20 protein-coding genes are annotated in these 22,520 nt (G+C 67.1%); 7 read left to right on the forward strand and 13 right to left on the reverse strand.

Features of this window, described 5'->3' with window-relative positions; translation table 11 throughout:
- The 6 genes from ACFVTE_RS22920 to ACFVTE_RS22945 form a co-directional block, all read left to right on the forward strand.
- The coding region (locus ACFVTE_RS22920; protein WP_387104718.1) for a DUF5134 domain-containing protein at nucleotides 1-510 on the forward strand (510 nt) is incomplete at its 5' end.
- Nucleotides 511-663: 153 nt separating this feature from the next.
- A complete protein-coding gene (locus ACFVTE_RS22925) occupies nucleotides 664-2,169 on the forward strand; it encodes a glyceraldehyde-3-phosphate dehydrogenase (protein WP_387104720.1) in 1,506 nt (501 codons plus the stop codon).
- A gap of 8 nt (nucleotides 2,170-2,177) precedes the next feature.
- Complete coding sequence (locus ACFVTE_RS22930; RefSeq protein ID WP_387104722.1) at nucleotides 2,178-3,203, forward strand: 6-phosphofructokinase; 1,026 nt, start codon at nucleotides 2,178-2,180, stop codon at nucleotides 3,201-3,203.
- A gap of 23 nt (nucleotides 3,204-3,226) precedes the next feature.
- Nucleotides 3,227-3,820 (forward strand): histidine phosphatase family protein, encoded by a 594-nt coding sequence (locus ACFVTE_RS22935; RefSeq protein WP_387104723.1) that lies wholly within the window; start codon nucleotides 3,227-3,229, stop codon nucleotides 3,818-3,820.
- A gap of 137 nt (nucleotides 3,821-3,957) precedes the next feature.
- Nucleotides 3,958-4,671: a hypothetical protein gene (locus tag ACFVTE_RS22940; protein WP_387104726.1), complete on the forward strand. Its 714-nt coding sequence runs from the start codon at nucleotides 3,958-3,960 to the stop codon at nucleotides 4,669-4,671.
- 86 nt (nucleotides 4,672-4,757) lie between these two features.
- Nucleotides 4,758-6,917 carry a transglycosylase domain-containing protein gene (locus tag ACFVTE_RS22945; protein ID WP_387104728.1) on the forward strand — a complete coding sequence of 720 codons (2,160 nt, stop codon included), beginning with the start codon at nucleotides 4,758-4,760 and terminating at the stop codon, nucleotides 6,915-6,917.
- 23 nt (nucleotides 6,918-6,940) lie between these two features.
- Here ACFVTE_RS22945 and ACFVTE_RS22950 read toward each other — a convergent pair whose 3' ends face one another.
- The 11 genes from ACFVTE_RS22950 to ACFVTE_RS23000 all read right to left on the reverse strand — a co-directional run bounded on the left by ACFVTE_RS22950 (nucleotide 6,941) and on the right by ACFVTE_RS23000 (nucleotide 17,750).
- Nucleotides 6,941-7,672, reverse strand: coding sequence for an ANTAR domain-containing protein (locus ACFVTE_RS22950; RefSeq protein ID WP_387104731.1), 732 nt, complete (start codon nucleotides 7,670-7,672; stop codon nucleotides 6,941-6,943).
- A gap of 219 nt (nucleotides 7,673-7,891) precedes the next feature.
- On the reverse strand, nucleotides 7,892-8,683 hold the full coding sequence (locus ACFVTE_RS22955) for a DeoR/GlpR family DNA-binding transcription regulator (RefSeq protein ID WP_387104733.1): 792 nt from the start codon (nucleotides 8,681-8,683) through the stop codon (nucleotides 7,892-7,894).
- Between the two features lie 51 nt (nucleotides 8,684-8,734).
- On the reverse strand, nucleotides 8,735-9,415 hold the full coding sequence (locus ACFVTE_RS22960) for an SDR family NAD(P)-dependent oxidoreductase (protein ID WP_387104735.1): 681 nt from the start codon (nucleotides 9,413-9,415) through the stop codon (nucleotides 8,735-8,737).
- Nucleotides 9,412-10,704 carry an exo-alpha-sialidase gene (locus ACFVTE_RS22965; protein ID WP_387104737.1) on the reverse strand — a complete coding sequence of 431 codons (1,293 nt, stop codon included), beginning with the start codon at nucleotides 10,702-10,704 and terminating at the stop codon, nucleotides 9,412-9,414. Before ACFVTE_RS22965 ends, ACFVTE_RS22960 begins: the two co-directional genes overlap by 4 nt.
- 3 nt (nucleotides 10,705-10,707) lie before the next feature.
- Nucleotides 10,708-11,484: an HpcH/HpaI aldolase/citrate lyase family protein gene (locus tag ACFVTE_RS22970; protein ID WP_387104739.1), complete on the reverse strand. Its 777-nt coding sequence runs from the start codon at nucleotides 11,482-11,484 to the stop codon at nucleotides 10,708-10,710.
- A 40-nt stretch (nucleotides 11,485-11,524) separates the two neighbouring features.
- The gene (locus ACFVTE_RS22975; RefSeq protein WP_387104741.1) at nucleotides 11,525-12,514 is read right to left on the reverse strand and encodes an aldo/keto reductase; all 990 of its coding nucleotides are present in this window, start codon (nucleotides 12,512-12,514) and stop codon (nucleotides 11,525-11,527) included.
- A gap of 72 nt (nucleotides 12,515-12,586) precedes the next feature.
- Nucleotides 12,587-13,414, reverse strand: coding sequence for an ATP-binding cassette domain-containing protein (locus ACFVTE_RS22980; protein ID WP_387104742.1), 828 nt, complete (start codon nucleotides 13,412-13,414; stop codon nucleotides 12,587-12,589).
- Nucleotides 13,407-14,306 (reverse strand): ABC transporter ATP-binding protein, encoded by a 900-nt coding sequence (locus ACFVTE_RS22985; RefSeq protein WP_387104743.1) that lies wholly within the window; start codon nucleotides 14,304-14,306, stop codon nucleotides 13,407-13,409. Before ACFVTE_RS22985 ends, ACFVTE_RS22980 begins: the two co-directional genes overlap by 8 nt.
- Nucleotide 14,307: 1 nt before the next feature.
- Nucleotides 14,308-15,240 carry an ABC transporter permease gene (locus tag ACFVTE_RS22990; RefSeq protein WP_387104745.1) on the reverse strand — a complete coding sequence of 311 codons (933 nt, stop codon included), beginning with the start codon at nucleotides 15,238-15,240 and terminating at the stop codon, nucleotides 14,308-14,310.
- Nucleotides 15,237-16,172: an ABC transporter permease gene (locus tag ACFVTE_RS22995; RefSeq protein WP_387104748.1), complete on the reverse strand. Its 936-nt coding sequence runs from the start codon at nucleotides 16,170-16,172 to the stop codon at nucleotides 15,237-15,239. The genes ACFVTE_RS22990 and ACFVTE_RS22995 overlap by 4 nt, the downstream gene beginning before the upstream one ends.
- A 3-nt stretch (nucleotides 16,173-16,175) precedes the next feature.
- Nucleotides 16,176-17,750, reverse strand: coding sequence for an ABC transporter substrate-binding protein (locus tag ACFVTE_RS23000; protein WP_387104750.1), 1,575 nt, complete (start codon nucleotides 17,748-17,750; stop codon nucleotides 16,176-16,178).
- A gap of 162 nt (nucleotides 17,751-17,912) precedes the next feature.
- On the opposite strand from ACFVTE_RS23000, the gene pdxA reads away from it, so the two are divergent.
- The gene (gene pdxA / locus ACFVTE_RS23005) at nucleotides 17,913-20,219 is read left to right on the forward strand and encodes a 4-hydroxythreonine-4-phosphate dehydrogenase PdxA (protein WP_387104752.1); all 2,307 of its coding nucleotides are present in this window, start codon (nucleotides 17,913-17,915) and stop codon (nucleotides 20,217-20,219) included.
- Between the two features lie 18 nt (nucleotides 20,220-20,237).
- Here pdxA and ACFVTE_RS23010 read toward each other — a convergent pair whose 3' ends face one another.
- Both ACFVTE_RS23010 and ACFVTE_RS23015 read right to left on the reverse strand, forming a co-directional pair.
- Nucleotides 20,238-21,014 carry an SDR family NAD(P)-dependent oxidoreductase gene (locus tag ACFVTE_RS23010; protein WP_387104754.1) on the reverse strand — a complete coding sequence of 259 codons (777 nt, stop codon included), beginning with the start codon at nucleotides 21,012-21,014 and terminating at the stop codon, nucleotides 20,238-20,240.
- Between the two features lie 28 nt (nucleotides 21,015-21,042).
- Nucleotides 21,043-22,425, reverse strand: coding sequence for an MFS transporter (locus ACFVTE_RS23015; protein WP_387104756.1), 1,383 nt, complete (start codon nucleotides 22,423-22,425; stop codon nucleotides 21,043-21,045).
- Nucleotides 22,426-22,520 lie beyond the last annotated feature (95 nt).

Here is a 22,520-nt window from a genome sequence, read left to right on the forward strand (position 1 = left end):
TCCACACTCCTCGCCCAGATCGGACTCCTCGCCGGCGCCGCACTCTGGTTCATCATCCAGGCCGTCGCCCGGCCCGAATACAAACTCCTCTGCGCAGGCACCCAAGGCAGACTCAAATGCGCCTACCACGCCCTCACCATGGCCGGCGCAGCCCTCATGATCGCCATGATGACCCACCCCAGCCACAGCACCGGCCCCGGCCAAGCAGCCATGCCCATGCCCATGCCGGCCAGCCACCATGGAATGACAACCACGCCCCACACCCCAACAACAACAGGAACAGGAACAGGAACAACCACAACGGCACCAGCACTCGGCCTAACACCCGAAATCCTGCTCACCCTCCTCTTCGCAACCGCCGCACTGGTTTTCCTCGTCCTGCTCCTCCGCCACCGAACCACCACCGCCCCGCACCACCCCGGGTCACGGCAACACTCCACCCGCACAGAACACGCCCTCGAAGCCCTCGGCGCGACCACCATGGCCCTCATGTTCGCCACCACCGCATAACCCAGCACGCCCTACCCAAAAGGGTCGTAAAAACCATCCTGAATTAGCGTTTCCCCTACCCCAAGATGGCAGGACGATTGGTATCAAGCCCCTCTCAGACCATCTCAGGAGCTGAAGCTAAGAACAGACCCACCCTTTTGGAAAGGCAGCCCGATGCTAAAAACCTCAGATTCTTGTCTTGATGCCTGGATGGGCCGGGAGGCCCTCGCCGAGGCCATGATCCCGGTGATCGGCCGGCTTTACCGCGAAAACAACGTGGTGACGAGCGTCCATGGCCGCAGCCTGATCAACAAGTCCACCATGAGCATCCTGAAGGCCCACCGCTTCGCGCGCCGGATCAGCAAGGACGAACTGCTCTTGGAGGAGACGGCACCTTTGTTGAACATGCTGGCACAGCTGGAGCTGGGTGCCGCTGCCATCGACATCGCCCGCCTGAATCAGAAGTTCAAGTCCGACGGCGGGGGCGTGTCTTTGGAGGAATTCCTCCGTGCCGAACTGGCTGAGGTAGTGGGCAAGGGCGGGGCAGGCAGCCGCGCCAGCACCGACGTCGTGCTCTACGGCTTCGGCCGCATCGGCCGCTTGGTGGCGCGCCTCCTGATCGAGCAGGCGGGCGGGGGTCACGGCCTGCGACTGCGCGCCATCGTGGTCCGGCGCGGCTCCGACAACGACCTCACGAAGCGTGCCAGCCTGTTGCGCCGCGACTCCGTGCACGGTCCCTTCGAAGGGACCATCCGGGTGGACACCGAGGCCAACACCATCACCGCCAACGGCGTTCGGATCCAGGTCATCTACTCGGACAACCCGGCCACCATCGACTACACGGCCTACGGCATCAAGGACGCCATCCTGGTGGACAATACCGGCCGCTGGCGGGACGCGGACGGCCTCGGCCAGCACCTGCTGAGCACGGGCATTGCCCGGGTCCTGCTGACCGCACCGGGCAAGGGCGAGCTGAAGAACATCGTCCACGGCATCAACCACCGCGACATCACCGATTCAGACCGGATTGTGACGGCGGCCTCCTGCACCACCAACGCCATTACACCCGTCCTGCAGGCCCTTAACGACAGGTACGGCGTGGTGCACGGCCACGTCGAAACCGTGCACTCGTTCACCAACGACCAGAACCTGATCGACAACTTCCACAAGGGCGACCGCCGTGGCCGTTCCGCCGCGCTGAACATGGTGATCACCGAAACCGGCGCCGCCAAGGCCGTGGCCAAGGCACTGCCCGAACTGCAGGGCAAGCTCACCGGCAGCTCTATCCGGGTCCCCACCCCGGATGTGTCCATGGCCATCCTTAACCTCAACCTGGAACGCGGCACCACCAAGGACGAGGTGAACAACTACCTGCGCGGGATGGCGCTGCACTCGGACCTGCGCAAGCAGATCGACTACATCGACTCACCCGAGGTGGTCTCCACCGACTTCGTGGGTTCCCGCCACGCGGGCATCGTCGACGGCCTCGCCACCATCTCCAACGACAAGAACCTGGTGCTCTATGTCTGGTACGACAACGAGTTCGGCTACAGCTGCCAGGTGGTCCGCGTTCTGGAGGAAATGGCCGGCGTGAACCGGCCGTCATTCCCTGCAACGGATGTCGTTGAGGAGGCCATGTCGGTGCTTGCCGCCGTGGAATCGGCCACCCCTGCGATTTGAGCCGAAACATGAAGATCGGAATCCTCACCAGCGGCGGCGACTGCCCCGGCCTGAACGCCGTCATCCGCGGCGCCGTCCTCAAAGGAATAGCGGTTCACGGCCACGAGTTCGTCGGATTCCGCGACGGCTGGCGCGGTGTGGTGGAGGGTGACGTCATCGACCTCCCCCGCACGATGGTCCGTGGCATCGCCAAACAGGGCGGCACCGTCCTTGGCACCTCCCGGACCAACCCGTTCGAGAACGGCGGCGGACCTGACGTCATCAAGGCCCACATGGACAGGCTGGGAATCGACGCCATCATCGCCATCGGCGGCGAAGGAACCCTCGCAGCCGCCCAGCGCCTCGCCGACGCCGGGCTGAAGATCGTCGGCGTTCCCAAGACCGTGGACAATGACCTCGACGCCACCGACTACACCTTCGGCTTCGATACCGCTGTACAGATCGCCACCGAGGCCATCGACCGGTTACGGACCACCGGAGAATCCCACCACCGCTGCATGATCGCCGAAGTGATGGGCAGGCACGTCGGCTGGATCGCACTGCACTCCGGCATGGCTGCGGGTGCCCACGCCATCCTCATACCGGAGCAGAAGGTCAGCGTCGAGCAGATCGCCCAGTGGGTGAAGGAAGCCCATGCCCGCGGGCGCGCACCGCTGGTGGTGGTCGCCGAAGGCTTCGTTCCCGAGCACATGGAGGAGGCCCATTCGGAACGCGGGCTGGACACCTTTGGCCGTCCCCGGCTCGGCGGCATCGCCGACCAGCTGGCCCCGGAAATCGAAGCCCGGACCGGCATCGAAACCCGCGCCACCATCCTGGGCCACATCCAGCGTGGCGGCGTGCCGTCCGCCTTTGACCGCGTGCTGGCCACCCGCCTGGGTATGGCTGCCGTCCACTTGGTGGTGGAGGGCCTCTGGGGCACCATGGTGGCCCAGAAGGGAACGGACATCGAACACGTGGGCTTCAAGGAGGCCCTGGGCCAGCTGAAGGTTGTTCCACAGAAGCGCTACGACGAAGCCGCGGTCCTTTTCGGCTAAGGGACCCGACGCCCTCGGGCACAATGGAAGGCATGACCCTTACGACTTTCGCCCTCATCCGCCACGGCCAGACAGACTGGAACGCGCAGCGCCGGCTGCAGGGATCCAGCGACATTCCGCTGAACGACTTCGGCCGCGGCCAGGCGCGTGACGCCGTCGCCGTGCTGTCCGGGCAGAAGTGGGACACGGTCGTATCCTCGCCGCTGGGCCGCGCGGCGGAGACCGCCGAACTGATCGCCGCCGGCCTGGGGCTCACAGTGAGCCGGCACGTGCCCGAGCTGACCGAGCGCAGCTTCGGCGACGCCGAGGGATTGCAGGCCGGCCCTGAGCTGGAGGCCCTGCGCACCCCGGATGGCTTCCGTGGGGCAGAGAGCGACGACGAGGCGGCCTCCCGCGGTCTGGCCGCCCTGGAAGCACTGGCCGAGGAGTTCCGCGGCCGCCGCGTTTTGGTCGTGGCGCACGGCACGCTTCTCCGCCTGACCCTCAGCCGCGCCATCGGCAGCACCCTGCAAAGCATCGACAACGCCGTGCTCAACCTGGCCCACCACCACGCCGTCGACGGCTGGCAGCTCGAATACTTCAACGGCGAAAAGGTAGCGGTTGCCTCGGTCAGCTGACTGGGTTCAGCTGACTGGATTTGCGCTGCCTCTGTCCCCGGCGGCCTGACAGGACTACCTTTCTCCTATGGACCGGGCAAGCAACAGGTGCACCGGGCCGCATGAAGGTTTCTACTCAACGAGGAGTGGGACGGGCCATGAAGCCAAGAACCATCGTATTGGGGATGATCGTCCTGTTGCTGGTCGCTGGCGGGGCGGCATTTTTTTACTTCAGTACCTTGAGAAGCAGTGCTGCTGACTACAATCCGCAGATCACCCCGGCGGACTTCACGACGAAGATCACCAACAAGTACTTCGCGCTCCCAGTCGGCAAGAAGATGACCTACGGGGCAGGCGACAACAGGATCGAGATCGAGATCCTCAAGGAGACGCGGGTCATTGAGGGCGTCGAAACTGTCATCTACCTGGACAAGGAGTTCAAGAACGGGCAGCTCGTCGAGGAGACCAGGGACTACCTCGCCCAGCACAAGAACGGCGACGTGTGGTACTTCGGCGAGGACGTGAACAACTTCAAGGACGGCCAGTTGAAGGATCACTCCGGCAGCTTTATCCACGGCCAGGACGGGGCAAAGGCCGGCATCTGGATGAAGGCCGAGCAGCGCGTGGGCGACACCTACCGGCAGGAGTATTACCGTGGCCATGCCGAGGACATGCGGGACACCGTCGCCACGGGCCAGACCGTCACCACGAAAATGGGCACCTTTACGGACTGCGTCAAGGTGGACGACTGGACTCCGCTGGAGTCCAATTCACGGGAACACAAGTACTACTGCCCTAAGGTAAGCTCGCTGGTCCTGACCGAGGAACCGAACGGCAGCCGCTCAGAGCTGACGAATATCGAGCTGCCCTGAGCCCTGGCGTGGCGGCCCCGCTCTGGCCCGGCCGTCACGTAAAGCGTATTCTGTAAGCACGCTTTTTTGGGGTGTGAACCGTGGTGATGGTACGCAAAAGCAAGGCATCGCAATCCCATTCGGCCCTGGCAAGGTTGCTGGGGTTCGTAGTCCTCAGTTGCGTCTGCGGCGCCCTCGTTGCCGCGTACTTCGTTCCCCAGCTTGCCGCCGCCGGCGCAGCCGTGAACGGGTCCCTCAACTTCTACAATGGCCTGCCTTCCGACCTTGCCGTGCGTCCGCCGGCGCAAACCACCAGGATCCTGACATCGGACGGCAAACTGATCGCCTCGTTCTATGAGGAAAACCGGGTGCGGGTGCCACTGAAACAGATGTCGCCGTACATCAAGGACGCCGTGGTGGCGATCGAGGACAGCCGCTTTTACGAACACAGCGGCGTCGACCCCGTGGGTGTCCTGCGCGCACTGGTGAGCAACGTCTCCGGCGCGGGCCGGCAAGGCGCGTCCACCCTGACCCAGCAGTACGTCACCAACGTGGCCAACGAAGCCAAAGTAACCTCCGGCCGCGAGGATGAGGTGGTCCTCAGCGGGGAGAAGACCATTGGCGACAAGGTCCGGGAAATGAAGCTCGCCATCGAGCTGGAGAAGAAGTTCACCAAGGACCAGATCCTCGAGGGCTACCTGAACATCGTGTTCTTCAACCGCAGCGCCTACGGCATCGAGGCCGCCGCGCAACATTTCTACAGCGTTCCCGCCAGCAAGCTCAGCCTCCCGCAGGCCGCGCTGCTGGCAGGGCTCGTCAACAGCCCCAGCCTCTACGATCCCGTGACGAACCCGGAGAACGCACTCAAGCGGCGGAACCTGGTCCTGGACGCCATGCTGGCGCAGGGCAAGATCACCAAGAAGAACCACGACGCCGCGGCCGCCTCCGGCGCCGGCCTGAAAATCCGCAGCTCCAAGCAGGGCTGCGCCGCGGCCACCATCGCCCCTTACTTCTGCGACTATGTGTCCCACCTGATCCTGAACAACCGGGCGTACGGCGCCGACACGGAAGCCCGGGAGCAGAAGCTGTTCCGCGGCGGGCTGACCATCACCACAACCCTGGACAGCCGGCTGCAGGCGGCGGCCCAGGCGCAGGTGGACTCCACCGCCGGGGCCAATCCGGGCAAGTGGGGGGCTTCGCTGCTGACGCTCCAGCCCGGCACGGGCAAAATCCTGTCGATGGCGCAGAACACGGTGTTCCTCCCGCTGCCGGGTAAATTCGACACCCAGCTGAACTTCAACGTGGACGCCAAGGACGCCAAGGGCAACGACCTCAACGGCGCTGGTGGATTCCAGCCCGGCTCCACCATGAAGCCGTTCACGTTCGCTGAGTGGCTGCACCAGGGACGGAAGATCACCGAGGAGGTGGACGCCACACGCCGGGAGTACCCTCTGGGATTCGGCTGGCGGGACTCGTGCGCCAAGGTGGTTGGCGGCTACAGCAGCAGGCAGCGCGCCGCCGGCCTCGAAGCCGCCGACGATCTGCAGAACGCGTCGGAGGGTTACTACCGCCGGATGCCCGCAAACTACGGGCTGTATAACTCCATCAACACGGCCACCTTCGCCGAAGTCGCGCAGCTGGACATCTGCGGCATCCAGAAGATGGTTGACACCCTGGGCCTGCACAGCGGGCTGGACGGCTCCGGGATCAATATGCACCAGCTGGGCAACGTGCTCGGTGGAACCGCCGTTTCACCGCTCAACCTTGCGACCGCATTCGCCACCTTCGCCGCCGACGGCCGCCACTGCGAGCCGATGGCCATCCTGCGCGTGACCGACTTCTCCGGACGGGCGCTGGCCAGCCAGCGGCCGGCTTGCCGGACCGCAGTCGAACCCAATATCGCGCGGGGTGTGAACTCGGTCCTGCAGGACGTGCTCAAGAAGGGGTCAGGCGTCTACATCAAGCCCAAAGTCCAGAGCAAGGTCCCGGTGGCGGCCAAGACCGGCACCAACAACAGCAACGGTGCCACCTGGGTGCTGGGTTACACCACCGGCATCGTGACCGCGTCCTTCTTCGGGGACGCCCTGAACGGCCAGAAACGGCCCGGCAGGAACATCACCATCAACGGCACGCACTATGACCGCATTGACGGCTACATGATCGCCGGGCCGCAGTGGGCCAACTACATGCTGAAGGTCGCCAAGATGTATCCGGCCAAACCGTTTCCCAAACCCCCGGCCTCCATGATCGGGAAGGGCGGCAAGTAGCGCCGTCACGGCGAGCTGAAGACCTACTCGAAGTGCGTCTCGACACCTGATCCGGAGAGCCGGCCCAGGAGTTCCACGGCCACGTCGCGCAGCTTCTGGTTCCGGTTGCTGGAGACCTTGGCCAGGATGTCCATGGCTTCCCTTTGCGTGCACCTGTTCTGCGCCATGATGACGCCGCAGGCAACGTCGATCGCGGTGCGGCTCTGCATGGCAGCCTCAAGGTTCTGCGCCCGCGCCTGCGCGGACCCGATCCGGATCGACAGGTGCAGGGTGCGGCTGGCCAGCTCGCCGAATTCGACCGCCCGCCCGAAGAGCTCGGCCGTGAACAGGCCCGGTGCGGGGCCGAAAAAGTTGATCGCGGCACTGGCACCCTCCCCGATGTCAAGGGGAACGCCCAAGGTCGTATACACGCCGTGCTCAGCCAGCTGCTTCTGGTATTCCGGCCACCGTTCGTCCGTGCGGACGTCGTCGAGAAGTTCGGGGGCCATGGTGAACAGGGCCCGGATGCAGGGACCGTCGCCGACGGCCTGCTCGATCTGGTCCAGCTCGACTGCGCGGGGGCTGCTGCCGGCAACGGTGGCGGTGTGCCGGTGCCGCTTCAGTGTCACGGCGCATTCGATGCCGGTGCCTGCCAGACCGGTGAGTGTGGATGCGGCAAACGTGGCCAGCCCGTAGAGGAAGCCGTCAACGCTTTCGGCGCCTATCAGGATGTCCTGCAGCTGCAGGACGGCCGAATCTTCGCTCGCTTCAGTCATGCCACAATGCTAAACGCCAAAAGGTCCGGCCGTTCGGGCGAAGCACAAAATCAAGCGAGCGTCTCAGGCTGGTGTCCTTTCCCTTGGCATCGCGGCCGACGATGACCGCCGGTCCGCGGGCAGCCCCTGCGAGGTCAGTGCGGTATGTGTAGTGTTCACCTTTGCTCGCTCTTAATAACAACTGCCGGCGCCCCGCTGGTCCCGTTAGGCCTGTGTTCCCTACGCCGAGGCCTGTTGCCCGGCCTGGACCGGCACCAGCTGCACCTGCACGCCGGTCTCCCGGAACAGCGCCACCTGGGCCGGGTCTGCGCCGGAGTCCGTCACCAGGGTCCACGGCAGGGCGAGCCTTGCCCAGGCGTGGAACGGGCGCTTCCCCAGTTTGCCGGAGTCGGCCAGCACGTAGACCGCGTCGCCCCGCCGGGCCATGAGCTCCTTCAGCCGGGTCTGCGCATGGTCCGCCTCGCAGAGACCGTCGTCCGCGGTGACGGCGTCCGCGCCCAGGAACACCCGGTCAAAGCTCATGCGCTCCAGGGAAGCCTCGGCGAGGGGGCCCACGAACGTCTGGCTGACGCCGCGCAGCCGGCCGCCGAGGCAGTCCACCTGGATGCCCGGCGAGTCGGCGAGCTCCTGCAGGGTGTTGATTCCCGGCGTGGTGACGGACAGGTTTTCCCGGCCGCGCAGGGCGTGCGCCAAGGCACCGACGGTGGAACCGCCGTCGAGCAGGATGTTCTCGCCGTCCTTGACCTCGGCGGCGGCCCAGGCGGCGATGGCGTGCTTCTGTTCGTACGCCTCGCCGGTCCGCTGCCGCAGCGACGGTTCGGGGTGGGCGCCGAGCGCCACGGCCCCGCCGTAGGTCCGCGCCAGCTTCCCCTCCTCGTTCAGGACGGCGAGGTCCCGCCGGATGGTGGAGGCGGTGACCCGGAAATGCCGCGACAGTTCCTCCACAGACGCCAGCCCCGTGGTGACGGCGAGGTGGTAGATCTCTTCGCGCCTGGCTTTGGCGGTGGTCATCTGTGGTTCTCCTTTGCTGTCACCATCGTAGGGGTCCGGTCCGTCCGGGCCTCACAGCGAGGCGCCGCCGCAGATCACGTAGTTCTGTCCCGTGATGGACTTTCCGTGCGGCCCGAGCAGGAAACCGGCGAGCGCCGCGACGTCCCAGGGGTCCACCAGCCGGCCCAGTGCCGGCAGCTTCGGCGGCGTGGCCGCCCGGCCGGGGTCGGCCAGCATGGGGGTGTCCGTAGGCCCCGGTGACAGCACGTTCACCGTGATGCCGCGCGGGGCAAGCTCCTGTGCCCATGTCCTGCCCATGCCCATCAGCGCAGCCTTGGTGGCTGCGTACTGGCTCTTGCCCGCTGCGCCCGTGGAGGTCCGGCTGCCGATCAGCAGCACCCGGCCGCCGTCGGGCATCCGCGGCACCACCTCGTTGGCCAGCGCGCTGGCGGCCCCCACGTGGACGGCGAACATGCCGGCGAGCGCCTCCGGGTCCAGCTCGCCCAGCGGGGCGGTGCGCTGGTAGCCGGCGGCGTGCACCAGCGCATTGGCAGGGTCAATGCCCGCTGCCGTTTCGGCCAGCGACGACGGGTCGGACAGGTCCGCATGCAGCCACCGGAAGCCCGGCCCCAGCGAGGCTTCGCTGCGGCTCAGCCCGGTGACAGCCCAGCCGTCCGCCAGCAGCCACTCGGCGATCGCCTTGCCGATGCCCGAGCTGCAGCCCGTGACAACCGCGTGGCGGATACCGGTCACTGCGCCTCGTCCCCTTCACCCGCGCCGGCTTCGTTGTCCCCTCCGGGAGTAGTGCTGCCCCCGTACGCCCACTGCGGGTCCACACGGACATACTTGATGGCCTGCCGGAAGTAGGTATAGGCGATGTTCAGCGCACCGTCCGGGCCTTGGTGGATGGACGGGTAGGAGTACTCCCTGTTCAGGCCGTCGCGGGAGTTATTGGAAAGGCAGTAGCCGTCCCCCACGTCGAGGTTCCGCCGGACGGGCCAGCTGCGCCCCGAGTCCTCGGAGATGGCCAGCGTCATGGGCGAGCGCGGCGTCCCCCAGAAGGCGCGCCGCCCGCCGTCGCCCGTTCCGGCGCCGGCAGCCGGGCCCGGCTCAACCAGCTGGCCCTGTTCGGCGGCCAGGCCGTCGTCGTCAATTTCGTCGTAGAGCGAGAGCCGGCGTTGGGTGTTCTCCTCGGCGCGGCTGTGGTTGTAGACCAGCGCCAGTCGGCCGTCGGCGAGGGCCGCGAACTGGATGGAGGAGTTGTTGTTGGGCAGCTCGGTGGGGACGGGCTCACTCCAGGTGGTGCCGTCGTCGGTGGAGCGGGATTCGTAGATCGAGTCGGCCCAGCGGCTGCGGAACAGCGCCAGCAGTGAACCGTCGGCCACGGGCTGGATGTTCATGTGGACACAGCCCAGGCTGCCCGGCAGGATGTGCTCGCTCCAGGTGGTGCCGCCGTCGTCGGAAATCATCACCGCGCTGTCGTCGCTGTTGCCCACCCACTTCTCCCCGGGCGTGGTGATGCAGCGGAAGATGGGGATGATCAGGCGGCCGGACGGGAGCAGCACCGGCAGCTGCCGGACAAACACGCCGCCCGTTTCGTTGGCGGGGAACAGCCTTTCCACCGGTCCCCAAGTGCGGCCGCTGTCCGTGGAAGTACGACGGCGGACCTCCGCCGTGTCCTGGTTGCCCGCCTTTTGCGCTGTGTACAGGAGCCAGAGCGTCCCGTCCTGGCCGGCAGAGCCGGGAGCGGTGAACAGGATCGGATTCTGCTCGGAGCGGGTGGAGTCGTCCGACAGCTGCTGCGCCGGTGACCACTGGCTGCTGCCCGGCTCCAGGGTGGAGAACCAGATGGAGATGTCCGGTACGCCCTCCTGGGTGCCGCCGAACCATACGCAGCCGAGGCGTCCATCCGGCAGGGTCAGGAGGTTGGCGGCGTGGCTCTGCACGGTGGGCGCCGGCAGGTACGCGAAGTCTGCGCCGTCCGCGCGCTTCACGGCGCCGTCGGGCGTGATGGTGCTGTAGCCGGCGTCGGTTGTCTGCATGCCTCAGCCCTCCGACCTGGCGGCGGCCAGGTGCGCCTTGGCGGCCAGCTCCAGGTGGGTCAGGTCCGACGCGACGGTGGTGAAGGTGTAGCCCTGGCGCAGCCGCTGGGCGGCGATCTCTCCGGCGGCGGTGTGGATGCCGGCGGCGATGCCTGCGGAGGCGGCCGCGTCGGCGATGGTTTCCAGCGCCGCGTTGAACTCGGCCTCGATGGCGGGATCGCCCGGGAAGGCGCCGCCGACGGCGATGGCCAGGTCCGACGGGCCCACGTAGATGCCGTCCAGGCCGGGCGTCGCGCAGATCTCCTTCACGTTGGCCAGCCCCTCGGGCGTCTCGATCATGGCGAAGACCAGGGTGGCGGCGTTGGCTTCGGCGGGCACCGGGCCGATCCGGAGGGCCGAGCGCATGGGTCCATAGGACCGCCCGCCCAGCGGCGGGTACTTGGCTGCCGCAACGGCCGCGGCGGCGTCGGCCGCGTTGTTGACGAGCGGGACGATCACGCCCACGGCGCCGGCGTCGAGCGCCTTGCCGATGGCGGTGAAGTCGTTGGCCTCCACCCGCACCATGCCGACGGCGGTGTGCCCGGCGTCGATGGCCATCAGGCCGTTCAGCACGCCGGAGTAGCCGAGCAGCCCGTGCTGCGCGTCCAGGGCCACGTAGTCATAGCCGAGCCGGCTGATGCGTTCGGTTGCCACGGGCGCGTCCAGCACTGCCCAGTAGCCGACGGCCTGCTCACGGGCGCGGACCTTGCGGGCGAATTCGGTTGCGAGTTCAGATGTCATGTGGTGTCTTCTGCCTTAGGTTCGGGAAATCAGCGGGTTATCAGCGGTTGTAGGCCGGCATGGGCCCGCGGAGCCCGGAGCCGACGGCGTCGCACGCGGCGGTGACGTCCTCGGGCAGCGGGCCCTTGGCCACGGCGGCGATGTTGGAACGCAGCTGCTCCACCTTGGAACCGCCGAGCAGCATCGAGCCGACGCCGTCCCGGTAGGCCAGCCAGCGCAGGGACAGCTCGGCGAGGCTGATTCCGGCCCCCTCGGCAATGCGGGCCAGGGCGTTGACGGCGTCGAAGAGCTGCTTGTCCCAGTAGCGCTGGGTGTACATGGCGGCCAGCTTGGAATCACCGAAGCGGCCCTCCGAGGGCTTGGCCTCGAAGCTGTGCTTTCCGGTGAGGAGGCCGCCGCCCAGCGGGTTGTAGACCATGGTGTGGACGTGGTGGGTGGCGGCGAACTCGAGGTATTCCTCCTCCACCCGCCGGGCCACCAGGTTGTAGAGCTGCTGCGCCACCACGGGGGTGGGCGCACCCACCTCGCGGGCCACGTGGATCACGTCGGCGATCTGCCAGGCGGCGAAGTTGGAAACGCCCAGCGCCCCGATCTTCCCTTCTGCCGCGAGGTCGGCCACGGTGCGCAGGGTGTCCTGCAGCGGGGTGGCCCGGTCCGGCTGGTGCAGGTAGAACAGGTCGATGCTGTCCACGCCGAGCCGGCGCAGGCTGCCCTCCACGCTGTTGCGCAGCCCCTGCGGGGACAGCGGCGTGTGCTCGCCGTGGTCCGCGTGCGGCATGCCGGCCTTGGAGGCAAGGACGACGTCGTCGCGGCGGCCCTTGAGGAGGCGGGCGAGCATCTCTTCCGTCACGCCGCCCACGTAGGCGTTGGCCGTGTCGATGGTGGTGATGCCGGCGTCGAGGGCCTCCTCCACCATGCGTCCGGCGGTGGCCTCATCGGCTGTGTCGCCGAACGTCATGGTGCCCAGGACCAGCCTCGAGATGGGAAGCTTCAGTCCTTCCACCGGGGTGCCTTCTGGCTGCTTGCTCATGCGTTGATTCTCCGTGGTTGCAGTATCGGTTGGGTTCGGGGCCGGTTGAGGGGCGGGATCAGGAAAAGCGGTTCAGGCGCCTTTCAGGGCCAGCGACCGCACCACGTGGCGCGGCTTGATGCCGCGCATGGTGGACGGGTCGAGGGCGGCACGGCGGAGCTTGCGGGTGTAGTCCTCCTTGGGCGCGGTGAGCACGGATGCAGTGCTGCCGGACTCCACGAGCTTGCCGCGCTGCATGACCATGACGCTATCGCTGATCTCCTGCACCACGCCAAGGTTGTGCGAGATGAACACGTAGGTGATGCCGGTTTCGTCCTGGATGGACTTCAGCAGCCGCAGCACCTGGGCCTGGACGGACACGTCCAGCGCGCTCGTGGCCTCATCGCAGACCAGCAGTTCCGGCTTGGACGCGAGCGCCCGGGCGATGCCGATGCGCTGCCGCTGGCCGCCGGAGAAGTCGGCGGGGTGGCGGTCCAGGGACCTGGCCGGCAGGCCCACCTGGTCGATCAGCTTCGCGGCTTCCTTGTGCCGTTCGGCCTTGGACCGGATGCCCTGCAGCTTCAGCGGTTCGGCCACGATCTCCTGGGCGGTGAGGTGCGGGTCAAGGGAGCCGTAGGGGTCCTGGAAGACCATCTGGAACTTGGAACGGAGCGGCCGCAGCTTTGCTTCGCTGAGCGCGGCCAGGTCCGTGCCGTCCAGTTCGATCCGGCCGCTGGCCGGTGTCACCAGCCGCATCAGTGCCTTGGCGATGGTGGACTTTCCGCAGCCGGATTCACCGACGACGGCGATCGTCTTGCCTTTGTCCACGGAGAAGGAGACGTCATCCACAGCGCGGAACGTTCCGCCCGGCACGTGGTAGTCCACCACGAGGTTCTCGACGGACAGGAACGGCTTAGTCATGCTGGCCTCCGGTGCTGGTCAGGGCGGCGTCGCCGGCCGTGGCGGTAGTGGACTTCGGGTCGGTGTTTCCGGGGGTTTCGTCCCACGGGCCGAGGACCGGCACGGCGGCCAGCAGGCTGCGGGTGTACTCCGTGACCGGGTGCTCCACGATCTGCTGGACATCGCCGGACTCCACGAAGGAGCCGTCCTTCATGACGTGGATGCGGTCCGAGATGAGCCGGGCCACGCCGAGGTCGTGCGTGATCATCAGGATGCCGATGCCGCGCTGCTCCTGGAGTTCCAGCAGGAGGTCCAGGATGCCGGCCTGCACGGTGACGTCCAGCGCCGAGGTGGGTTCGTCGGCCACCAGCAGCTGCGGTTCGCTGGCCAGGGCGATCGCGATCAGCACGCGCTGGAGCATGCCGCCGGAGAGCTGGTGGGGGTACTTCTTCAGCTGCACCTCCGGTGTGGGGATGTGCACCTGTTCCAGCAGCCGGATGGCGCGGGCCCGGACGGCGTCCTTGTCCTTGGCGGCGGCGCCGGCGATCCGGATGGCCTCGGAGAGCTGGCTGCCGATGGAGTGCACGGGGCTCAGCGCGGTCATCGGGTCCTGCGGGATGAGCGCGAGGGTCCGGCCGCGGACCTTGTCGATGGCCTTGGGTACGGCCACCACGTCCACGCCGTCGATGAGCACGGTACCGGAAAGCACTGCCAGATCGTCCGGGAGCAAACGGAGGATGCCCATCGCCGTCGTCGATTTGCCCGAACCGGACTCACCGATGATGGTGACCGTTTCTCCGCGGTGGATGCTGAAGTTCACCGAATCCACGGCCCGGATGATGCCACCGTCGGTGATTAGCTCTACCTGGAAGTCGCGGACCTCCAGCAGGGCCTGCTCAGTGTGTGTGTTCATGTCAGGCACCCTTCTTCTTGCGGCGGGGACGGTCGCGGAGGCCGTCGCCCAGCAGGTTCACGCCCACCACCATCAGCACGATCACCAGGCCGGGCAGGGTGACCATCCACCAGGAGGTGGTGATGTAGTCCTGGCCGTCGGAGATGATGCGTCCCCAGGTGGCGAACGGCCGCTGGGGGCCGGCGCCGAGGAAGCTGAGGGCGCTCTCGAGGAGGACGGCCTGTGCCAGGAGCAGCAGCACCACGAGGGTTGCCTGCTTGATGACGTTGGGGATGATGTGCTGAATGAGGATCTGGATGCGGTGCAGGCCGAGGATGCGCGCCGCGGAGACGTACGGTTTTTCGCGTTCCACCAGCACCATTGATCTTGTCAGCCTGGCCACTTCCGGCCACTGGGCAATCGCAATGACGAAGGTGATCACCGGAATGGACGGGCCGAAGAGGGCCACCACCAGGAGCAGCATCATGAGCAGTGGCAGGGACATCTGGGCTTCGAGGAGTCGGGAGACCACCGTGTCCACCCACCCGCCGAAGTAGCCGGCGGCGGCACCGAGGATGATGCCGATGGCGCCGGAGACCACCACCGCCAGGATGCCGATGGTCAGGGACACCTGGCCGCCGTGCAGTACCCGGGAGAGCAGGTCGCGGCCCAGCTGGTCGGTGCCGAACAGGTGGCCGTCCACCAGGGGGGCAAGCCTGCGTGCTGAGAGGTCCTGGTGGTTGGCGTCCGGCAGCGGAAGCACCTGGGCCAGCAGGATGGGGATGATGACGAGCAGTGTGCAGACGGCGCCGATGCGCAGTTTCCACTTGGCGGCGTTCCGACGGCGGGTGGCGCCGGCCTTGGCGACGAGTTCCTTGGTGACGGCGCTGGGTGACGGCGTCCGGGAGGGTTGTGCGGCGGAGGCCGCCGGTGTTGCGGTGTCGCTGATGCTCATGCTGCTGCCGCCTTTCCAAGACGAACGCGGGGATCAAGAAGCGGGTAGGCGAGGTCGATGACGAGCTGGACGGCCACCGCCAGCAGGGACGTCAGCAGGACGGTCGCCTGGATGAGGGGGTAGTCGCGGGTTTCGAGGGCCCGGACAATGAGGGAGCCAACGCCGGGCCAGGCGAACACGACTTCCACCACCACCACGCCGTTCAGCATGGCTGCGAAGCGGGTGCCCAGGGCGGTGAAGACCGGGATGGCGGAGTTGCCCATGGCATAGCGCCAGGTCAGCGCCGTGCTGCCCACTCCCCTGGACCGCGCCACGGTCAGGTACGGGGCCGCGAAGTTGGCGGTCATCTCCCGCCGCACCATGCGGGAGATCAGCGCGATCTGCAGGATGGCGATGGTGACGGTGGGCAGGACCAGCCCGCCCCAGGTGGCGAAGCCGGAGGCCGGGAACAGCGGGATCAGGACGGCGAAGCCGGTCAGGAGCATGATGCCGGTCCAGAAGTCCGGCATGGACTGCCCGGCGATGGTGAGGACGTTGACGCCGAGTTCCCGGTTGGTGTCCGGGCGGCGGGCCATCCACACGCCCAGCGGAATCGCGATCACCGCAGTGAGGAGGATGGCGGCGGTGGCGAGGGTGAGCGTGTACGGCATCCGCTCCGCCACCACCTGCATGGCCGGCGCCTGGAAGGAGTAGGACGTGCCGAGGTTGCCGGTGAACAGCTGCTGCAGGAAGATCCAGTACTGCTCCAGCACGGGCCGGTCCAGGCCGAACTGTTCGCGGACCTTGGCCAGCTGCTCGGTGGTGGCCAGCGGTCCGGCGTAGGACACGGCCGGGTCACCGGGGGCGAGGCGGATCAGGATGAAGACCGTGGAGACCGTCAGGAACACGGTCAGCAGGCCTTGGCCCAGCCGCTTGAGGATGTACGTGGTCATGGCTCAGGCCTCCAGCCGGACGTCAACAAGGGGGTAGGAGTTGGTGGGCGCCAATGCCAGGCCTGCGACGCGCTGCTGGTGGGCCAGCACCGACTTGGGAACGAAGGCCCAGGCGCACGGCCAGGTGTCCCAGATGGCCTTCTGGGCGGTGGCGAGCAGCTGTCCGCGGCGTACCGGATCCACCTCGGAGGAGGCTGCCTGGATCTTGGCCTGCACGTCCGGGACCACGTAGCCCTGGTAGGTGTCGCGGGTCTTTTCCTTTTCCGCGGTGCCGGCGTACATGCCCTGCATCATGGTGATGGCCAGGCCGGTGGGGCTGCTGAAGCCGTTGCCCAGCAGGTCCCAGTCGCCCTGCTTGCCCTGGCGCCAGGCCAGGATGTTGCCGCCGGGCTCGAACTGCTGCAGCTGGGTCTTCACGCCGATGTTGCCGAACATCTCCACGAGCGCCTCCATTACGGAGGTGTCGGAGGCGAACTCGCCGGTTTCCCAGATGATCTTCAGGTTCAGGTCGGTGACCCCGAGGCTCTTCAGCGTGGCCTTGGCCTTCTCCGGATCGTAGGTGTAGTTGCCGGTCTTGGCGAAGCCGGTGAGGCTGGACGGGACCACGCCTTCGGCCTCGCTGACCGAGTCGACGAGCACGTCCTTGACCAGCGCCTCGCCGTCCACCGCCCAGCTGAGGGCCTGGCGGACGCGGACGTCGGACAGCGGGTGGCTGGATGGCTTGCGGAAGTTGTAGAAGATCTGGTTCAGGCGGAGGCTTGATGCCTCGGCCAGGACGACGCCGGGAAGTCCGGCGAGCTGTTCGCGTGAGTCGGGCGTGATGGAGTCAATGACGTCCACCTCGCCGCTGCGCAGCGCGATGACGCGGCTGGATTCCTCCGGCAGGAAGCGGACTTCGACGTTGTCCACCTTGGGGGCCGGACCCCAGTAGTTCTCGTTGCGCTTGAGGCTGTAGGTGCCGGCGCCGCGGTTGAACTTGGTCACCACATAGGGGCCGGTGCCCACGCCCTCCTGCAGTTCCTCCGGCTTGTTCCTGGCGGCCGGGCTGATCAGGATCATGCTCATGAGGGAGTCGAGGATGGGGATGGGGTTCTTGGACTCCATCCGGAACGTCCGGTCATCCACCGGGACCACCGCGGGGAATTCGGGGAAGAACCCGGCGACGAAGGAGCCCTGCACCTGCTGGTACATCTTCAGTGCCGTGGCGACGTCCTCGATTTTCAGCGGCGTGCCGTCGGAGTACTTGACGCCTTCGCGGAGCCGGACGGTCCACACGGTGGGTGAGGTCATCTCGAAGCGGTCCGCGAGGACCAGGATCGGCTTGGTTTCGGGGCCGATGGCGGTCAGTCCCTGCCGCACGGCGCGCTGGACGGTGACGGCGGCGTCGAACTGGTTGAGCTTGTTGTCCAGGCTGACGAGGGACCTGTTGAGGGCCAGCGTCAGGGTGCTGGGTCCCGGCAGGCCCGTGGGGCCGGCACACCCGGCCATGGAGCCTGTGCCCAGGAGAAATCCGGCGGCTGCGCCAAACTGCAGGAGGCGGCGCCGTGAGATCTCACTTCCTTGAGGAAGAACGGTCATCGTTGACCTCTCGGTCGAATGGGACGGCTGGCGGCCGGATGGCCTGCGCCGTGTTACATGCATCACTCTGCCATCTCTGCGCGAAATGCGCAACTGATCTAGCGCAATTCGCGCAGCCGTGCCATCATGGTGCTACCGACAACCCAAAGAAGGGAGGACGACGTGGCTGCAGTCCTCGTCCAGGCCGACGACTTTTCCGGCGCAGCAGAAGCGGGGCAATGCTTCGCAGCCCATGGGCTGGACACGCGGCTCCTCCTGTCCCCCGATGCGACCACCGAAAACGTCCCGGACGTGGTGGTGGTGGACACCCACTCGAGGGCTGTGGCCCCGGCATCCGCAGCGGCGGCTTCGGCGGCGGTCTTCGGCAGCGCCGCCGCCGGCGGCGCAAGCGTCCTGTTCAAGAAAATCGATTCCCTGTGGCGCGGCAATGTTGGCCCGGAACTTGCGGCACTTTCGGCTCTGGGCCACCACGTTGTGGTCGCCGGCGCGCTTCCCCAGCTGAACCGGACAGTCGTAGGCGGCAGGCCCTTTGCCGACGGCGTCCGGCTCGAAAGGACGGACCTGTGGTGGGCAGAGGCAGCCGCCCCGCCCGCGGAGATCGCGCAGTTGCTGGGCCCGGGCGCTGCGGTGCAGCTTGCGGAGCTGCCCGTGCTGCGGTCGGGCGGCCTGGCGGCCTATCTCGCGGAGGCACTTTCGGGCGCCCCCGCCACTGTGATTGTCGACGGCGAGACTTCTGCCGACCTCGAAGCCGTCGCGGACGCCGTGCTGGAATTGGACTTCAGGGCGGGCGGACGGCGCATCGTGCTGGCCGGGACCGGGGGCATGGCCCTGCTGCTGGCCTCGAAACTGGGCACCAGCTCTGCGCGGAACGCGCAAAAACCGGTGCCGCAAGCCCTGACGACGACGGGCGGACCCCGGCCACTGCTGGCCGCCGTCGGCTCCGCCTCGGCCAAGGCCGCGGCGCAGCTGCGGAACCTCGAAGCCGGCGGCTTCACCACCCTGCGCATCGCGCCGGACCAGCTGAAGCGTCCGGAGGATTTCCGCCCAAGGCTCGCGGCAGCGAAGGAACTTTTGGCGGCAGGCAAGCCGGCAGCCGTGACTGTCAGCGCCGACGTCGTCAATCCGCAGGAGTCCGGCAGGATCGTGCGGAACCTGGCGCGGCTGGCTGCCGGCGCAGCAGCCAGTGCCGCTGACCTGATCCTCACCGGCGGCGAAACGGCCCGCGAAGTCCTCGACGCCCTCGGCATCCGCGCACTGACCCCGCTGGTGTCCGTACAGCACGGCGCAGTGGTCAGCCTTTCCGACGACGGGCGGCTGGTGGGCACCAAACCCGGCAGCTTCGGCGACAACGACGCCCTCGTCCAGCTTTACTCCGCCATCAAAGACCTCCGGTCTTCCAACAGCACTTCCCATCCCTCCCTCGAACCTGGAGCTCCAATGACATCTGCAGTGAACCCAACCGAACAGGACACCCGGCCCTTCATCGCCGTGACCATGGGCGACGGCGCCGGCGTGGGCCCCGAGGTGACCGTGGGCGCCCTTCTCGACGAAAACGCCTACCGCGACTGCCGCCCGGTGGTGATCGGTGACGTCCACCGGCTGCAGCTGGGCGCCAAGGCGCTGGGCGTGGAAGCGAACATCGTCGAGGTGGAGACCGTGAGTGTGGCCGTCTTCGAGGCCGGCCGGATCAACGTGATCGACCCCAAGCTGCTTCCGGCCGACCTGCCGTGGGGCCAGGAGTCCGCCGAGGCCGGCAACGCGGCCTACCACTACATCCGGATCGCCTGCGAGCTGGGCATGGCTGGCCAGGTCCAGGGCATCTGCACGGCGCCCCTGAACAAGGCCGCGCTGCACAAGGCCGGGCACATCTACCCGGGCCACACCGAACTGCTGGCGCACTTCATGGGCATCGAGGAAGTGTCCATGATGCTGTCCACGCCCAAGGTCAAGGTCATCCACGTCACCACGCACATCGGCCTCATCGACGCGATCAACAAGATTGAGCCCGGCCTGGTGGAGCGGACCGTGCGCCGCGGCCACAGCGCCATGCAGCGCGCCGGGATCGCCAACCCGAAGATCGGCGTGTGCGCCATCAACCCGCATGCCGGCGAAAACGGCCTGTTCGGCTACGGCGAGGAGGCTGAGAAGATCACCCCGGCCATCGAGAAGCTGCAGGCCAACGGCATCGACGCCCGCGGCCCCCTCCCGGCCGACACCGCGTTCTTCCTGGCCGGGCGCGGCGACTACGACCTCATCGTGGCGATGTACCACGACCAGGGCCACGGACCCATCAAGGTCCTCGGCATCGAGGCCGGCGTCAACATCACCGTGGGCCTGCCCGTCATCCGCACGTCCGTGGACCACGGCACGGCCTTCGACATCGCAGGCAAAGGCATCGTGGACGTGCGCAGCATGATCGAGGCGCTGCGCCAGGCCGCCGAGATGTCGCCCAGCCCCGCGTCAGCCTAAGCCGCCGCGCGGGAGCTCTCAGGAGATCTGCAGGCCGCCGTTGATGTCGTACGTGGCGGCGGTGATGTAGCCGGCGTCCTCCCCCATCAGGAACACCATGAGGGCGGCGATGTCGCGGACCGTGCCCACCCGGCCCACGAGGATGTCCCGGGACATGTCCGCCTTGCGTTCGTCGGTCAGGGTGCCGCCCATGATGTCGGTGTCCACAGGGCCGGGGGCGATGCAGTTGACGGTGATGTTGTGCTGGCCCATCTCCCGCGCGAGCGCCCGGGTGAACCCGATGATGGCAGCCTTCGAGGCGCTGTACGCCACCTTGGAGTAGGTGCCGCCGCCGCGCTGCGCGGAAATGGAGGACACGCTGACCACCCGGCCGAGCCTGCGCTCGATCATTCCGCGCAGCACGCGCTGGGTGACCAGGAACGTGCCGGTCATGTTGATCCGGAAGACCCGTTCCCAGGCTTCGAGCGTCTCGTCCATGAACTCGGTGGGCGAGCTGATGCCGGCGAGGTTCGCGAGCGCCACGATGGGCGGCATGTTGGCCTCCACCTCGTCGATGGCGGCGTTCACGGCGGCCTGGTCCGAGACGTCGGCGCCCACGCCCCTGGCCAGGACGCCATAAACGGAGGAAATGTCCTCCGCCGCGCGCCGCGCCGCGTCGCCGTCGACGTCGAGGATGGCCACGGACCAGCCCTCGCTGGCGAGCATTTCCGCCGTCGCCCGGCCAATGCCCCGCGCGGAGGCGGCCCCGGTCAGCACCGCGGTGCGTTCGGCCGGGAACGTTTCGTGGTGCGTCATGTCTGTGATCCCCTCTGGTATCGGTCGATTAGTACTTCGTGTCGCCGAACTCGTCCGCTGCAACTGCTTCTTCACCTACGGCAGCGTGCGTTCCCGGCTGTACGTGTCCCTCAGGACGCCTGCGTGCGTACAGGTAGGTGGCGACGGCCGTTACCGCCAGGCAGGCGGCCAGGAAGAGCAGGCCCGAACGGTTGTCGCCGGTGGCATCATTCAGCACGCCCACGATGTACGGCGCCACGAAGCCGCCCAGGTTGCCCAGTGAATTGACCATGGCGAGGCCGGCAGCGGCGGCGGCCCCCACCAGTGCGGTGGACGGCATGGCCAGGAACGGGGCGATGGCGGAGTAGATGCCCATGGCCGCGAGGGTAAGGGCGATCATGGCCAGGATGGCGTTGACCTGCACCAGGCTGCCGGCAGCCACCAGGCCGACAGCGGCCATCACCATGCTGATGCTGGCGTGCAGCACGCGGTTGCCGGTACGGTCGGAACGCCTGCCCCAGTAGTAAACGAACACCGCGGCGATGGTGTACGGGATGGCGACGATGAAGCCCACCTCGGTGGTGTTGAACTTGCCGAGGGCGGCGACGATTGTGGGCATCCATAGGCCCAGGCCGTAGATGCCGCAGACCAGGCCGAAGTACAGAGCCGAGTAGGCAATGGTGCGGGGATCCTTCAGGCCGGCGAGGAAGTGGTGCGGCTGGCCCTTTTGCTTGTGGGCGAGTTCCTCGTCCATGGTCCGGGTGAGCCATTCCCGTTCGTCCGCGGCGAGCCAGTGCGCGTGGCTTGGCTTGTCCGTCATGAGCACGGGAGTGAGGAGACCGAGGAGGATGGCCGGGATGCCTTCGATGATGTACAGCCACTGCCACCCGTGCAGGCCGGCGATGCCTTCCATCTGGAGCAGCAGGCCGGACACAGGTGCGCCGAGGGCGTTGGAGACGGGCTGGGCGAGGATGAAGATGCCCAGCACCAGCACACGCTGCGGGGCGGGGAACCACAGGGTCAGGTAGAAGAGGATGGCCGGGAAGAAGCCGGCCTCGGCCGCGCCGAGCAGGAAGCGGATGATGTAGAAGGAGGTTTCCCCGTTCACCAGTGCCATGGCCGTGGCGAAAATGCCCCAGGAAATCAGGATGCGGGCGATCCACTTCCGGGCGCCGAACCGGTACATGCCGGCATTGCTGGGGATTTCCAGCAATGCGTAGCCGATGAAGAACATGCCCGCACCGAGTCCGTAGGCTGCCGCACTCAGGCCGATGTCCTCGCTCATGGTCAGCTTGGCGAAGCCGACGTTGTTCCGGTCCAGGTATGCGACGAAGTACAGCAGCACAATGAGCGGCATGAGGCGGCCGCGAACTTTTCGAAGGGTCCGGTGGCCTAGTTCGTCCAGGTGGTTCGCCGGATTCATAGCGGTCATGGTGCACCTCGCATGGAGAGACGGGTCCGCCGGGTTCCGCGACGGAACAATTAAGGTGTACCACTCCGTCCCTGCATAGTCATTATGCTTACTAA

It is taken from the genome of Arthrobacter sp. NPDC058097, from assembly GCF_042884885.1.
GTDB lineage: Bacteria > Actinomycetota > Actinomycetes > Actinomycetales > Micrococcaceae > Arthrobacter.

Excerpts from the sequence above, each read along its gene's own strand:
- ACFVTE_RS22940 (WP_387104726.1), top strand. The coding sequence starts at position 3,958 with ATGAAGCCAAGAACCATCGTATTGGGGATGATCGTCCTGTTGCTGGTC.
- ACFVTE_RS22945 (WP_387104728.1), top strand. The coding sequence starts at position 4,758 with ATGGTACGCAAAAGCAAGGCATCGCAATCCCATTCGGCCCTGGCAAGG.
- ACFVTE_RS22950 (WP_387104731.1), bottom strand. The coding sequence starts at position 7,672 with ATGACTGAAGCGAGCGAAGATTCGGCCGTCCTGCAGCTGCAGGACATC.
- ACFVTE_RS22970 (WP_387104739.1), bottom strand. The coding sequence starts at position 11,484 with ATGACATCTGAACTCGCAACCGAATTCGCCCGCAAGGTCCGCGCCCGT.
- ACFVTE_RS22985 (WP_387104743.1), bottom strand. The coding sequence starts at position 14,306 with ATGAACACACACACTGAGCAGGCCCTGCTGGAGGTCCGCGACTTCCAG.
- ACFVTE_RS22975 (WP_387104741.1), bottom strand. The coding sequence starts at position 12,514 with ATGAGCAAGCAGCCAGAAGGCACCCCGGTGGAAGGACTGAAGCTTCCC.
- ACFVTE_RS22980 (WP_387104742.1), bottom strand. The coding sequence starts at position 13,414 with ATGACTAAGCCGTTCCTGTCCGTCGAGAACCTCGTGGTGGACTACCAC.
- ACFVTE_RS22925 (WP_387104720.1), top strand. The coding sequence starts at position 664 with ATGCTAAAAACCTCAGATTCTTGTCTTGATGCCTGGATGGGCCGGGAG.
- ACFVTE_RS23000 (WP_387104750.1), bottom strand. The coding sequence starts at position 17,750 with ATGACCGTTCTTCCTCAAGGAAGTGAGATCTCACGGCGCCGCCTCCTG.
- ACFVTE_RS22995 (WP_387104748.1), bottom strand. The coding sequence starts at position 16,172 with ATGACCACGTACATCCTCAAGCGGCTGGGCCAAGGCCTGCTGACCGTG.
- ACFVTE_RS22965 (WP_387104737.1), bottom strand. The coding sequence starts at position 10,704 with ATGCAGACAACCGACGCCGGCTACAGCACCATCACGCCCGACGGCGCC.
- ACFVTE_RS22935 (WP_387104723.1), top strand. The coding sequence starts at position 3,227 with ATGGAAGGCATGACCCTTACGACTTTCGCCCTCATCCGCCACGGCCAG.
- ACFVTE_RS22990 (WP_387104745.1), bottom strand. The coding sequence starts at position 15,240 with ATGAGCATCAGCGACACCGCAACACCGGCGGCCTCCGCCGCACAACCC.
- ACFVTE_RS23010 (WP_387104754.1), bottom strand. The coding sequence starts at position 21,014 with ATGACGCACCACGAAACGTTCCCGGCCGAACGCACCGCGGTGCTGACC.
- ACFVTE_RS22930 (WP_387104722.1), top strand. The coding sequence starts at position 2,178 with ATGAAGATCGGAATCCTCACCAGCGGCGGCGACTGCCCCGGCCTGAAC.
- ACFVTE_RS22955 (WP_387104733.1), bottom strand. The coding sequence starts at position 8,683 with ATGACCACCGCCAAAGCCAGGCGCGAAGAGATCTACCACCTCGCCGTC.
- ACFVTE_RS23015 (WP_387104756.1), bottom strand. The coding sequence starts at position 22,425 with ATGACCGCTATGAATCCGGCGAACCACCTGGACGAACTAGGCCACCGG.